Below are 12,257 nucleotides of genomic sequence, written 5' to 3' on the forward strand. Positions count from 1 at the left end.
GTGTTTCTCCCTGCTCTTTATAGAGAGCTTGTTGTTAGTGCAGAGGCCAATGCTGGTGGCAGGCGTGACGAACCGCAGCGGCGCTGTTGAGTTTCAACAGGTCGCGGCTGAGGCGTTGGCATTCGGCCTCGTGCAACTGGCGCACGCGATCCTTGATTTCACCGATTTGCACCGGGCTCACCGACAGCTCGGTCACGCCGAGGCCGATCAGCACTGGTGTCGCCAGTGGATCGGAGGCGAGGGCACCGCACACGCCAACCCAGCGTTTGTGCACCGCCGCACCTGCGCAGGTCATGGCGATCAGCCGCAGCAACGCCGGGTGCAGGGCATCGACCCGAGCGGCCAAACCTGCGTGGTCGCGGTCCATGGCCAGGGTGTATTGCGACAGATCGTTGGTGCCGATCGACAGGAAGTCGGCGTGCTCGGCCAGTTGTTCGGCTTGCAGCGCGGCGGCGGGGACTTCGATCATCACGCCGATTTCCGGGCGCTGATTGATGCCCAACTCCAGGCACAGCGCATCGACCCGTTGACGGATGTGCAGCAGTTCGTCGACTTCGGTGACCATCGGCAACAGGATCCGGCAACGGCGCAGCGGGCTGACTTGCAGCAGTGCGCGCAGTTGCTGATCGAGGATTTCCGGACGGGCCTGAGCCAGACGAATGCCACGCAGACCCAAGACCGGGTTGGCTTCGGCGGGCAGCGGCAGGTAGTCCAGTTGCTTGTCGCCGCCGACGTCGATGGTGCGGATGATCACCGAGTGCTCGCCCATGGCATCGAGCACGGCTTGATAGGCGATGCGCTGCTCTTCGACGTCCGGCGCGGTTTGCCGGTCGACGAACAGGAACTCGGTACGCAGCAGGCCGACGCCATCGGCGCCGTTGGCAAAGGCGTCTGCCGCTTCATGGCTGGAGGCGACATTGGCGACCACTTCGATGGCCACGCCATTGCGGGTTTCAGCGGGCAGATGCGCCTTGGTCTGTTGCGCATCGCGGCGTTGCTGACGGTCGATTTGCGCCTGCTGCACTTCGGCCAGGCGTTCGGCGTTCGGCGTCAGTTCGAGGCGACCGCCATCGGCATCCAGCACCACCGACTGACCTTGTGCTTGATCGAGTAAAGCGGCGCCCAGTGCAACCAGGCACGGCAGACCTTTGCCGCGCGCCAGAATCGCCACGTGCGAAGTCGCGCCGCCCTCGGCCATGCACAACCCGGCGACACCTTGCGCGCTGAGTTGCAGCAGATCCGACGGCGTCAGCTCATGCGCAGCGACGATGGCGCCGGCCGGCACCTCGTAATGCCAGGCTTCGCCAAGCAGGGCGCGCAGCACCCGTTGCTTGAGGTCGCGCAGGTCGTTGGCGCGTTCGGCCAGCAGCGCGCTGCCGGTGTGTTGCAGTACTTCGCACTGCACGTCGATCGACTGACTCCAGGCGTGGGTCGCCGCCGTGCCTTGGTCGATGGAATGCTGCGCGGCGTCGAGCAGGGCCGGGTCTTCGAGCAGTGCCAGATGCGCGGCGAAGATCGCTTCTTCGTCGGTGCTCTTGTGCTTTTTCGCTTGGGCGAGAGTAGCGTTGATTTCGCCGCGAACCTGATTCAGCGCGGCTTCAAGTTTCTGCAGTTGCTCAAGCGGAGCATGATTGCCCGCATCTGCCGGCAGGCTGATCGCGTTCAGGCGAAACAGCGGCCCGCCCACCAGTCCTGGTGCGGCGCACACACCTTGCAGCACGCCAGTCTCGGCCGGACGCTTGCTCGGTGCGGCGTTGACCTGTGCAGCGGCGTGATGATCATCCGGCAGGGCGGTCGCCAACGCATTCAGCAATGCTTGCAGTGCAGCTTCGGCGTCCGGCCCCTGACAGCTGACGTGTACTTCATCCTGCTCGCCGATGGCCAGTCCCATCAAGCCGATCAGGCTGTTGCACGGCGCCGATTTACCGGCGAAGTGCAGCTGCGACTGGCTCTTGAAGCCTTGTGCGGTCTGGCGAATCAGTGCGGCAGGGCGCGCATGCAAGCCGCCGCGATGCGCCACCAACACCTGACCATGAACCTCTGGGCCGCCAACCGCTTGGGCAGTCGCCGCAGAGCTGTTGCGCGCAATGATGTGCAGCAACGGCTCGCCGACCTTCACCGCTTTGAGTGTGATCGGGCGCACCTGGAAATCCTGGCTGTTGGTCAGGATCAACAGGCTGACCAGGCTTTTGCATTGCTGGGCGACCTGGTCCAAGTCGTAGCGCAACAACGGCTGACCGTTGCTGACCCGCGTACCTTCCTTGACCAGCATCGAGAAGCCTTCGCCGTTCAGTTCAACGGTGTCGAGGCCCAGATGCAGGAGGATTTCCGCGCCGTTGTCGGCGCGCACGGTCAGGGCGTGGCCGGTACGGGCGACGTGGATGATCTCTCCAGCGCAGGGCGAATACAGGGTGTCATTCAGCGGGTCGATGGCGATGCCGTCACCCATCGCGCCGCTGGCGAACACCGCGTCCGGGACTTTGGCGAGCGTGAGCACCGGGCCGCTGAGCGGGGCGCTGAGGGTCAGCTCTTTATTGTTGTTGTGCATGGCTCGGTCTCATCAGTAATTTCGCTTTCCCCTGTAGGAGCTGCCGCAGGCTGCGATCTTTTGATCTTGTTTTTTTAACGTCAAAATCAAAAGATCGCAGCCTGCGGCAGCTCCTACAGAGTTGTGCATCAATCAACGGTTTTCGCGTCCGTCGACAGGGTTGTGCATCGTTCAGCAGTGGTTAATGCGTACGGGTCACTTTGCTCAGGTGGCGCGGCTGATCCGGGTCCATGCCGCGGGCCACGGCCAGGCCGGCGGCCATCACGTAGAAGCTCTGGATCGCCAGGATCGGATCGAGGGCCGGGTGTTCGGCGCGGCTCAGGGTCAGGTCGCGTTCGAGGATGTCGTCCGGCGCGGCCAGCAGCACGCGAGCGCCGCGTTGACGCATCTCTGCCGCAAGGCTGATCAGACCGGCCTGTTCGGCACCGCGCGGGGCGAACACCAGCAACGGGTAATGCTCGTCGATCAGCGCCATCGGGCCGTGACGGACTTCGGCACTGCTGAACGCTTCGGCCTGAATCGCCGAGGTTTCTTTGAATTTCAGCGCGGCCTCTTGGGCGATGGCAAAACCGGCGCCACGGCCGATGACCATCAGACGCTCACAATCGCGCAAGGCATCGATGGCGGTGCTCCAGTCCTGCTGCGCCGCGTCGCGCAGGCCTTCGGGCAGGGCGTTGTGCGCTTCCAGCAGTTCACGGTCTTCTTTCCAGTGCGCGATCAGGCGGGCGCTGGCGCTGAGGGTGGCGATAAAACTCTTGGTCGCGGCGACGCTGCTTTCGGTGCCGGCGAGCAGCGGCAGGCTGAATTCGCATGCCGCTTCCAGTGGCGAATCGGCGGCGTTGACCATCGATACGCTCAGTGCGCCACGCTTGCGCAGCAGACGCAGGCTGTTGACCAGATCCGGACTTTGCCCCGATTGCGAAAACGCGAACGCCACCTGACCGCTGACCTTCAGCGGTGCCTGTTGCATGGTCACCACCGACATCGGCAACGACGCCACCGGTACGCCCAGTTGCTGCATGGTCAGGTAGGCGAAGTAGCTCGCTGCATGGTCGGAGCTGCCGCGCGCAACGGTCATCGCCACTTGCGGCGGCTGACGGCGCAGGCGCCCGGCGATCTCGATCATCTGCGGGTCGAGCTGTTGCAATTGGGCTTGCACGGCCTCGAACGAGGACAGCGCCTCTTCAAGCATTTTTGAAGTCAATGTCTTCTCCTTCGACCATGACGGCGGTCAGTGTGAGTGAGCGATCCAGCCGCACGCAGTCGGCCCAGGCCCCCGGTTGCAGGCGCCCGCGTTCAGTGATGCCGAGGTAGTCGGCGGGAAATTGCGACAGACGCTGCGAGGCCTCGGCGATCGGCAATCCGATCTTCACCAGGTTGCGCAGGGCTTGATCCATGGTCAGGGTGCTGCCGGCCAGCGTGCCGTCGGGCAGGCGCACGCCGCCCAGGCATTTGGTCACGGTGTGGCTGCCGAGCTTGTATTCACCGTCGGGCATGCCGGCGGCGGCGGTCGAATCGGTGACGCAGTACAGGCATGGGATCGAACGCAGGGCCACGCGGATCGCACCGGGATGCACGTGCAGCAAGTCCGGGATCAGCTCGGCGAATTTGGCATGGGCCAATGCGGCGCCGACGATCCCCGGCTCGCGGTGATGCAGCGGGCTCATGGCGTTGTACAAATGGGTGAAGCTGGTGGCGCCGGCATCCAGGGCGGCGACGCCTTCCTCATAGCTGCCGAGGGTGTGGCCGATCTGCATGCGGATGCCGCGGCTGCTCAGTTCACGAATCAACCCGTCGTGACCGGTGATTTCCGGAGCGATGGTGATCACCCGGATCGGTGCCAGCGCGAGGTATTCCTCGACTTCGGCCATTAACGCGGTGTGGGCAAAGTTCGGTTGCGCGCCAAGTTTGCCGGGGTTGATGTACGGGCCTTCGAGGTGCACACCAAGCACCCGGGCGGCACCTTGCGGCCGCTGTTCGCAGAACTCGCCGACCTCTTTCAGCACGCTGGAGATCTCGGCACTCGGCGCGGTCATGGTGGTGGCCAGCAGCGAAGTGGTGCCGAAGCGCACGTGGGTGCGGGTGATGGTTTCGAAGGCGCTGGCGCCTTCCATGATGTCTTTGCCACCGCCGCCGTGGACGTGCAGATCGATGAAACCCGGCAGCAGGTAGGGCAGGTCATTGTCGGCCGGGTCGCAGGGCACGCCTTCGATCGACACGACTTTGCCGTGTTCGTGAATCAGCCGGCCGCGAACCCAGCCGTGAGCGGTGAGGATGTTGTCTTCGGACATTTCGGTTCTCGCTTATGGCCGCTCTTAACGACGCAGCTCTGCAACAAAGTCGTAGTAGTCGTTGCGGCAATAGGTGTCGGTGACTTCGATCGGCGTGTTGTCTTCCAGATAGCCGACCCGGGTCATCAGCAGCATGGCGGTGCCGGGGGCGATGCCGACCAGCGCGGCGAACTCGTTCGAGGCGTTGATTGCCTGGATGTGCTGCAGGGCGCGGACGATCGGTTTGCCGATGCCGTCGAGGTATTCGTAGAGCGAATCGCCGACCAGGTGCGGCTTGGGCATGATCGAGGCGGGCAGGGTGCTCATCTCGATGGCCATCACGGTGTCGTCGGCCTTGCGCAGGCGTTTCATGCGCGCGACCTTGTCGTTCGGCGACAGGCTCAGGCGGATCAGTTCTTCGTGAGTCGGCAGGGTGATTTCGCGCTCCAGCCACTGCGAGCTGGGGACGAAACCCTTGAGGCGAAGCATTTCGCTGAAGCCCGAGAGGCGTGACAGCGGTTGTTCCAGACGGGGGGTGATGAAGGTGCCGGAACCTTGCAGGCGGCGGATCAGACCTTGATCGAGCAGCACTTCCAGCGCCTTGCGCGCGGTGACCCGGGAGATCCCCAGTTGCTCGCTGAGGTTGCGCTCTGACGGCATTGCCTGCTCGGCCTTCCACTGCCCGGAATGGATCGCCGATTCCAGATTGCGCGCCAGCTGCAGGTACAGCGGCGTCGGCTGGGAGTCATCTGGGCGTAGGGCCTGGAGGTCGTTCATGTAGGTCATTTCCGACGCGAGTATAGGATTGTTGTGGCTCGCTTGTGGGGCGGAAATTAATACCACTTGAATACCATGTCAACGCGTTGAATCGGCCTGTAGCCCAATGAAATGGCGGGTTTTTGGAGGTGTGGTTTTAAGTGGTATTAGTGGTGGGCTTTAAAAAGCAAAAGATCGCAGCCTGCGGCAGCTCCTACAGTGGGAAGTGGTATCAACCCTGTAGGCGCTGCCGCAGGCTGCGATCTTTTGATTTATTTTTTTGTGGGTGACCGGTGGTCGCTGATTAAGGGCGAATCTCGATCATCGTACCGTCCGGCACCAGACCCCAGACTTCACGCATGTCCATGTTGCGCATGGCGATGCAGCCGTCGGTCCAGTCCAGGGTGTGGAACAGATCTTCCGGGGTTTCTTCCGAATCCGGGGTGCCGTGGATCATGATCATCCCGCCAGGCTCGACGCCTTCGCGGCGGGCACGGGCCGAATCGCTGATGTTCGGATAGGAAATGTGCATCGCCAGATTGAATTTTTCACTGACCTTGCGCCAGTCGATCCAGTAGAAACCTTCGGGTGTGCGTTTGTCGCCTTCAATCAGTTTCGGACCTTTTTTCGCGCCCTTGCCCAGGGAAATGCGATAGGTCTTGATCGGCTTGCCGCCGGAAATCAACTGCAGTTGATGAGCCGATTTGAGCACCAGTATCTTTTCGATCAGCGGGGTATCCGACGGCGTCACGGTGGTCACGAATGACGCTTGGGACACGGTGACGAATGACAGGCAAAACAGGGCAAGCAACCAGCGCATTGAAACGATTCCCCAAGGAGTGACGCAATGTTAAGTGTAGGAGCTGCCGAAGGCTGCGATCTTTTGATCTTTTGATCTTTTGATCTTTTGATCTTTGGATTCTTTGAGTCAGCTAATGGCAGGCTGGACCAGCGGCGGAATCGATTCCGAACGAACCGGATACGCCTCGACCCGACGATCCGCGAAGAAGCATTCTAAGGTACGCCCCACGGTGCGGAAAGCCAGCTCGTCCCACGGGATGTCGGCTTCGTCGAATAGTTGTACTTCAAGGCTCTCGGGCCCGGCAGCAAAGTCCAGATCGGCCAGTTCGGCGCGGAAAAATACGTGCACCTGACTGATGTGCGGCACATCGATCAAGGTATAGATGCTCAGGTTGCGTACCCGGGCGCAGGCTTCTTCGGCGGTTTCGCGGATCGCGGCCTGCTCGATGGTTTCGCCGTTTTCCATGAAACCGGCAGGCAACGTCCAGTAACCGAGGCGTGGCTCGATGGCGCGACGGCAGAGCAGCACTTTACTGCCCCAGGTCGCAACGCAACCGGCAACGATATTGGGGTTTTGATAGTGAATGGTCTGACAGCTGTCGCAGACAAATCGCAGCCGCGAGTCGCCTTCGGGAATGCGCTGGGTCACCGGGTTGCCGCACTGGCTGCAAAATTTCATGCTGGGGTTCCTGAATGCTGCGCCTATCTTGGCGTGCAGCGGTGCCGGTCGGCAAGTTGTCGTTTCGCGACATGGCCCGGCGAGGGGCTTGGGCGGCTGCAATGATTGGTGCATGATGCAGGGTAAGGCACAGATCGAGAACACTCATGCTGGACGAGCTACTGCATAGGGTAAGCAACCACACACCGCGCACGCTGGAGACCGATAAACGTTTCCCCGAGGCCGCTGTTCTGGTGCCGATCACCCGCAGTGACGAACCCGAGCTGGTGCTGACCCTGCGCGCCAGCGGCCTCTCGACCCACGGCGGCGAAGTGGCTTTTCCCGGCGGACGCCGGGATCCGGAAGACCCCGACCTGATCTTCACCGCCCTGCGCGAAGCCGAGGAAGAAATCGGCCTGCCGCCGGGGTTGGTCGAAGTCATCGGCCCGCTCAGCCCGCTGATTTCCCTGCATGGCATCAAGGTCACGCCGTATGTCGGGGTGATCCCGGACTTCGTCGAATACCAGGCCAACGATGCCGAGATCGCCGCGGTATTCAACGTGCCGCTGGAATTCTTCCGCAAAGACCCGCGCGAACACACGCACCGTATCGATTACCAGGGCCGCAGCTGGTACGTGCCGAGTTATCGTTATGGCGAATTCAAGATCTGGGGTTTGACCGCTATCATGATCGTCGAACTGATCAATCTGCTCTATGACGAACAGATCAGCCTGCATCATCCGCCCAAAAGCTATATCAACACCTGAAGCCATCGCTCGAATGGCCCGTCATCGTGAGCCCTGAGGAAAACAAGATGAAATACCGCCTGGGCGACGCCCGCGTCGACACCCATCCACAGAGCTGGGTCGCGCCCAATGCCGTGCTGGTGGGCAAGGTCAAGCTCGAAGAGGGCGCCAATGTCTGGTTCAACGCCGTGCTGCGCGGTGACAACGAGCTGATCCTGATCGGCAAGAACAGTAACGTCCAGGACGGCACGGTGATGCACACCGACATGGGCTATCCGCTGACCATCGGCACGGGCGTGACCATCGGCCATAACGCCATGCTCCACGGTTGCACTGTGGGTGATTACAGCCTGATCGGCATCAACGCGGTGATTCTCAACGGCGCGAAAATCGGCAAGAACTGCATCATCGGCGCCAATTCGCTGATCGGTGAAGGCAAGGAAATTCCCGATGGCTCGCTGGTGATGGGCTCACCGGGCAAGGTCGTGCGTGAACTGACCGAGGCGCAGAAGAAAATGCTTGAGGCCAGTGCCGCGCACTACGTGCATAACTCGCAGCGCTATGCGCGAGATCTGGTCGAGCAGGAAGAATGAGTACTCCCGAAAGACCGGTTGCTTCGCCGTGCGTGAATATCTGCGCACTGGATGAGGATGACATATGTACTGGCTGCCAGCGCACGGTCGCTGAGATCACCCGCTGGGGGCGGATGACCAACGATGAGCGGCGGGTAGTGCTCGGGTTGTGTCATGAGCGGGCGAAGGCGAGTGGGTTGGTGTGGATGATTCCCGGAAAATCAGGCGCCTGACAGCCCGCCTTCGCGAGCAAGCCCGCTCCCACATTTGAAATGCATTTCCCTGTGGGAGCGGGCTTGCTCGCGAAGAGGCCAGAACAGTCGCCACTTCTTATTGGCCCCACACCAAGCCCTGAAGTAACCTGTGCGCCAATTTCTCAGGTCGCCACCATGATTTTCCTCATCGCCTACATCAGCAGTGTCGTGCTGATCAACTTCGCTTTTTCCACCGCGCCACACCTGGACATCATCTGGTCGGCCTGGGGCGGGTTGGTGTTCGTGTTGCGCGACATGGTGCAAACCCGTTTCGGCCACGGTGCGTTGGTGGCGATGCTGGCGGCGCTGGTGCTCTCATACGTCACTTCTGATCCATCCATCGCCTTGGCCAGCGCCACAGCGTTCGCGGTGTCCGAGATCATCGACTGGCTGGTGTTCAGCGTCACCAAGCGGCCGTTGCGCGACCGCCTGTGGATCAGCTCGGCGCTGAGCATTCCCCTCGATACCTTCATCTTCTTCGGCATGATCGACCTGATGACGCCACCGGTGATCATCACCGCATTGGCCTCGAAGTTCGCCGGCGTCACTGCCGTCTGGCTGATCATGGCCTGGCGCGAGCGCAAACAGGCTGTCGCCAGCTGAGCCAAACCCTGCGGTTCATGTAAAATGCCGCGCTTTCTCCCCATGGAAAGCGCGGCTGGCGTTGCTTTCCTCGATGATCCGCTTCTTTGAGGACCTGAGATGACCCGTATCGGAACTCCATTGTCGCCGACCGCGACCCGCGTATTGCTGTGTGGCTGTGGTGAGTTGGGCAAGGAAGTGGTGATCGAGCTACAACGCTTGGGCGTTGAAGTGATTGCCGTCGACCGTTACGCCAACGCGCCGGCGATGCAGGTGGCGCATCGCAGCCACGTGATCAACATGCTCGACGGCGCCGCGCTGCGTGCAGTCATCGAAGCCGAGAAACCGCACTTCATCGTGCCGGAAATCGAAGCCATCGCCACCGCCACGCTGGTCGAGCTGGAAGCCGAAGGCTTCACCGTGATCCCGACCGCCCGCGCCGCGCAACTGACCATGAACCGCGAAGGTATCCGCCGCCTGGCCGCTGAAGAGCTGGACTTGCCAACCTCGCCGTACCACTTTGCCGACACCTTCGAGGATTACAGCAAAGCCGTTCAGGATCTGGGCTTCCCGTGCGTGGTCAAGCCAGTCATGAGCTCTTCGGGCAAAGGCCAGAGCCTGCTGCGCAGCGCCGATGACGTGCAGAAAGCCTGGGAGTACGCGCAAGAAGGCGGTCGCGCCGGCAAAGGTCGGGTGATCATCGAAGGCTTCATCGATTTCGACTACGAAATCACCCTGCTGACCGTGCGCCACATCGGCGGCACCACGTTCTGCGCACCGGTCGGTCACCGTCAGGAGAAGGGTGACTATCAGGAGTCCTGGCAGCCGCAGGCCATGAGCCCGATTGCCTTGGCTGAGTCCGAGCGCGTGGCCAAAGCCGTGACCGAGGCCTTGGGTGGTCGCGGCCTGTTCGGTGTCGAGCTGTTCATCAAGGGCGATCAGGTGTGGTTCAGCGAAGTCTCGCCGCGCCCGCATGACACCGGTCTGGTGACCCTGATTTCTCAGGACCTGTCGCAGTTTGCCCTGCACGCGCGCGCCATTCTCGGTCTGCCGGTGCCGCTGATCCGTCAGTTCGGCCCTTCGGCTTCGGCGGTGATTCTGGTGGAAGGGCAGTCGACCCAGACGGCGTTCGCCAATCTAGGCGCAGCGCTGAGCGAGCCGGACACGGCGTTGCGTCTGTTCGGCAAGCCTGAGGTCAATGGTCAGCGCCGGATGGGCGTGGCGTTGGCGCGGGATGAGTCGATTGAGGCGGCGCGTGCGAAAGCGACTCGTGCTGCTCAGGCTGTTGTTGTAGAGCTGTAAACCGAGGCGCGGCATTCGCGAGCAAGCCCGCTCCCACAGGGAAATGCATTCCAATGTGGGAGCGGGCTTGCTCGCGAAGCTTTTGATCTCCTGTCAGGCAACCTGATTCAGATCGTTATTCCTCGTTTCCTTAAGGCACAGCACAGCAATCAGGCTGAGCACCGCTGCCGCCGACACATACCCGCCGACATAACTCAAACCACCCAGCGCCACCAGTTTCTGCGCGAAGAACGGAGCCGCCGAGGCGCCGACGATCCCGCCGAGGTTGTAAGCGGCCGATGCGCCGGTATAGCGCACGTGCGTCGGAAACAGCTCTGGTAGCAGCGCACCCATCGGGGCAAACGTCACGCCCATCAAGAACAGCTCGATGCACAGGAACAGCGCCACGCCCCAGGTCGAACCCTGCGTCAGCAACGGCTCCATCAGGAACCCCGACAGAATCGCCAGCACACCGCCGACGATCAACACCGGTTTACGCCCGTAACGGTCGCTGGCCCACGCGGATAAAGGCGTCGCCGCGGCCATGAACAGCACGGCAAAACACAGCAGTCCAAGGAACGTCTCACGGCTGTAGCCGAGGGTGGATACGCCGTAGCTCAGGGAAAACACCGTCGAGATGTAAAACAGCGCGTAACACACCACCATCGCCGCCGCGCCGAGCAGGGTTGGCGCCCAGTACTGGCTGAACAGCTCGACCAGCGGCACCTTCACTCGCTCCTGACGGGCGATGGCGTTGGCAAATACCGGCGTTTCGTGAAGTTTCAAACGCACATACAGGCCAACCATCACCAGTGCCGCGCTGAGCAGAAATGGAATACGCCAGCCCCAACTGCGGAACTGTTCGTCATTGAGGGTCATGGCCAAGGTCAGGAATAACCCATTGGCCGCGAGAAAACCGATCGACGGGCCAAGCTGCGGGAACATGCCGAACCACGCCCGTTTGCCCTTGGGCGCGTTCTCCGTCGCCAATAGCGCCGCGCCACCCCATTCACCACCCAATCCCAGACCCTGACCGAAACGCAGCACGCACAACAGAATCGGGGCCCAGGCGCCAATGCTGTCGTAACCCGGCAGCACGCCGATCAGCGTGGTGCACACGCCCATCAGGAGTAGCGAGGCGACCAGTGTCGATTTGCGCCCGATGCGGTCACCGAAATGGCCGAACAGCGCCGAACCCAGCGGCCGGGCGAGGAAGGCGATGCCGAAGGTGAGAAACGCCGAGAGCATCTGCGCGGTGCCGGAAGTCTGCGGAAAGAACACCGGCCCGATCACCAGCGCAGCGGCGGTGGCGTAGACATAGAAGTCGTAAAACTCGATGGCGGTGCCGATGAAGCTCGCCGTTGCCACGCGGGTGGCGGAGTTGGTCGGCTGGGCAGGCGCGGTGGCGCTGTAAGCGGTACTGGTCGTCATGCGGTGATCCCTGACAGTCATGGCTCCGTTGGAGCGAATTATTATGGTTGAACACCCAGGGATGTGGGATGAGACGCGAGCGCTGTTTCGAGTAGGAACAGTCGTCGGGGTAGTGCGGAAAATGGCCGAAACCGCTTTAGTGCGGGGTAAGCACAGGGCTCGGCAGCGCTTGGGTAAGCGGCTCGATTATAGGAAGGGGGCTAACGAATGAACAAGAGCAAAGATCGCTGCTGTCGGGCTTTCTGTGGCGAGGGAGCTTGCTCCCGCTCGGGCGCGAAGCGACCGCATGAATCTGTGGGTAAATCAAAAGCCAGGGCTGCTTCGCAACCCAGCGGGAGCAAGCTCCCTCGCCACAGCA

The 12,257-nt window shown here is 61.8% G+C and carries 12 protein-coding genes; 5 read left to right on the plus strand and 7 right to left on the minus strand.

Annotated elements, in window-relative coordinates:
* Nucleotides 1-34 precede the first annotated feature (34 nt).
* The 6 genes from ptsP to ACS4NR_RS26995 all read right to left on the minus strand — a co-directional run bounded on the left by ptsP (nucleotide 35) and on the right by ACS4NR_RS26995 (nucleotide 7,054).
* Nucleotides 35-2,548: a phosphoenolpyruvate--protein phosphotransferase gene (gene ptsP, locus ACS4NR_RS26970; protein WP_456018765.1), complete on the minus strand. Its 2,514-nt coding sequence runs from the start codon at nucleotides 2,546-2,548 to the stop codon at nucleotides 35-37.
* Nucleotides 2,549-2,729: 181 nt separating this feature from the next.
* The gene (locus tag ACS4NR_RS26975) at nucleotides 2,730-3,752 is read right to left on the minus strand and encodes an SIS domain-containing protein (protein WP_456018766.1); all 1,023 of its coding nucleotides are present in this window, start codon (nucleotides 3,750-3,752) and stop codon (nucleotides 2,730-2,732) included.
* Nucleotides 3,733-4,839 (minus strand): N-acetylglucosamine-6-phosphate deacetylase, encoded by a 1,107-nt coding sequence (gene nagA / locus ACS4NR_RS26980; RefSeq protein ID WP_456018767.1) that lies wholly within the window; start codon nucleotides 4,837-4,839, stop codon nucleotides 3,733-3,735. The genes ACS4NR_RS26975 and nagA overlap by 20 nt, the downstream gene beginning before the upstream one ends.
* A gap of 24 nt (nucleotides 4,840-4,863) precedes the next feature.
* Nucleotides 4,864-5,595: a GntR family transcriptional regulator gene (locus tag ACS4NR_RS26985; RefSeq protein ID WP_456018768.1), complete on the minus strand. Its 732-nt coding sequence runs from the start codon at nucleotides 5,593-5,595 to the stop codon at nucleotides 4,864-4,866.
* A gap of 283 nt (nucleotides 5,596-5,878) precedes the next feature.
* Complete coding sequence (locus ACS4NR_RS26990) at nucleotides 5,879-6,394, minus strand: L,D-transpeptidase family protein (RefSeq protein ID WP_095138283.1); 516 nt, start codon at nucleotides 6,392-6,394, stop codon at nucleotides 5,879-5,881.
* A gap of 108 nt (nucleotides 6,395-6,502) precedes the next feature.
* The gene (locus ACS4NR_RS26995; protein WP_007967805.1) at nucleotides 6,503-7,054 is read right to left on the minus strand and encodes an NUDIX hydrolase; all 552 of its coding nucleotides are present in this window, start codon (nucleotides 7,052-7,054) and stop codon (nucleotides 6,503-6,505) included.
* Nucleotides 7,055-7,200: 146 nt separating this feature from the next.
* On the opposite strand from ACS4NR_RS26995, the gene ACS4NR_RS27000 reads away from it, so the two are divergent.
* The 5 genes from ACS4NR_RS27000 to purT all read left to right on the plus strand — a co-directional run bounded on the left by ACS4NR_RS27000 (nucleotide 7,201) and on the right by purT (nucleotide 10,489).
* Nucleotides 7,201-7,800, plus strand: coding sequence for a CoA pyrophosphatase (locus ACS4NR_RS27000; RefSeq protein WP_007967803.1), 600 nt, complete (start codon nucleotides 7,201-7,203; stop codon nucleotides 7,798-7,800).
* 47 nt (nucleotides 7,801-7,847) lie between these two features.
* Nucleotides 7,848-8,372, plus strand: coding sequence for a gamma carbonic anhydrase family protein (locus ACS4NR_RS27005; RefSeq protein WP_456018769.1), 525 nt, complete (start codon nucleotides 7,848-7,850; stop codon nucleotides 8,370-8,372).
* Entirely contained in the window at nucleotides 8,369-8,584 is a 216-nt protein-coding gene (locus ACS4NR_RS27010) for a DUF1289 domain-containing protein (protein ID WP_095138285.1), read from the plus strand. Before ACS4NR_RS27005 ends, ACS4NR_RS27010 begins: the two co-directional genes overlap by 4 nt.
* Before the next feature lie 156 nt (nucleotides 8,585-8,740).
* Entirely contained in the window at nucleotides 8,741-9,208 is a 468-nt protein-coding gene (locus ACS4NR_RS27015) for a VUT family protein (protein WP_095138286.1), read from the plus strand.
* Nucleotides 9,209-9,307: 99 nt separating this feature from the next.
* Nucleotides 9,308-10,489 carry a formate-dependent phosphoribosylglycinamide formyltransferase gene (gene purT, locus ACS4NR_RS27020; protein WP_041063124.1) on the plus strand — a complete coding sequence of 394 codons (1,182 nt, stop codon included), beginning with the start codon at nucleotides 9,308-9,310 and terminating at the stop codon, nucleotides 10,487-10,489.
* A gap of 93 nt (nucleotides 10,490-10,582) precedes the next feature.
* Here the strand turns inward: purT and ACS4NR_RS27025 are convergent, their stop codons facing one another.
* Nucleotides 10,583-11,899 (minus strand): MFS transporter, encoded by a 1,317-nt coding sequence (locus ACS4NR_RS27025; RefSeq protein WP_456018770.1) that lies wholly within the window; start codon nucleotides 11,897-11,899, stop codon nucleotides 10,583-10,585.
* Nucleotides 11,900-12,257: the final 358 nt, after the last annotated feature.

This window comes from Pseudomonas sp. JQ36 (genome assembly GCF_053851495.1).

What these genes read in the sequence shown, in the direction of transcription:
- ptsP (WP_456018765.1), bottom strand. Translation starts at nt 2,548, where the DNA reads ATGCACAACAACAATAAAGAGCTGACCCTCAGCGCCCCGCTCAGCGGC.
- nagA (WP_456018767.1), bottom strand. Translation starts at nt 4,839, where the DNA reads ATGTCCGAAGACAACATCCTCACCGCTCACGGCTGGGTTCGCGGCCGG.
- ACS4NR_RS26985 (WP_456018768.1), bottom strand. Translation starts at nt 5,595, where the DNA reads ATGAACGACCTCCAGGCCCTACGCCCAGATGACTCCCAGCCGACGCCG.
- ACS4NR_RS26990 (WP_095138283.1), bottom strand. Translation starts at nt 6,394, where the DNA reads ATGCGCTGGTTGCTTGCCCTGTTTTGCCTGTCATTCGTCACCGTGTCC.
- ACS4NR_RS26995 (WP_007967805.1), bottom strand. Translation starts at nt 7,054, where the DNA reads ATGAAATTTTGCAGCCAGTGCGGCAACCCGGTGACCCAGCGCATTCCC.
- ACS4NR_RS27000 (WP_007967803.1), top strand. Translation starts at nt 7,201, where the DNA reads ATGCTGGACGAGCTACTGCATAGGGTAAGCAACCACACACCGCGCACG.
- ACS4NR_RS27005 (WP_456018769.1), top strand. Translation starts at nt 7,848, where the DNA reads ATGAAATACCGCCTGGGCGACGCCCGCGTCGACACCCATCCACAGAGC.
- ACS4NR_RS27010 (WP_095138285.1), top strand. Translation starts at nt 8,369, where the DNA reads ATGAGTACTCCCGAAAGACCGGTTGCTTCGCCGTGCGTGAATATCTGC.
- ACS4NR_RS27015 (WP_095138286.1), top strand. Translation starts at nt 8,741, where the DNA reads ATGATTTTCCTCATCGCCTACATCAGCAGTGTCGTGCTGATCAACTTC.
- purT (WP_041063124.1), top strand. Translation starts at nt 9,308, where the DNA reads ATGACCCGTATCGGAACTCCATTGTCGCCGACCGCGACCCGCGTATTG.
- ACS4NR_RS27025 (WP_456018770.1), bottom strand. Translation starts at nt 11,899, where the DNA reads ATGACGACCAGTACCGCTTACAGCGCCACCGCGCCTGCCCAGCCGACC.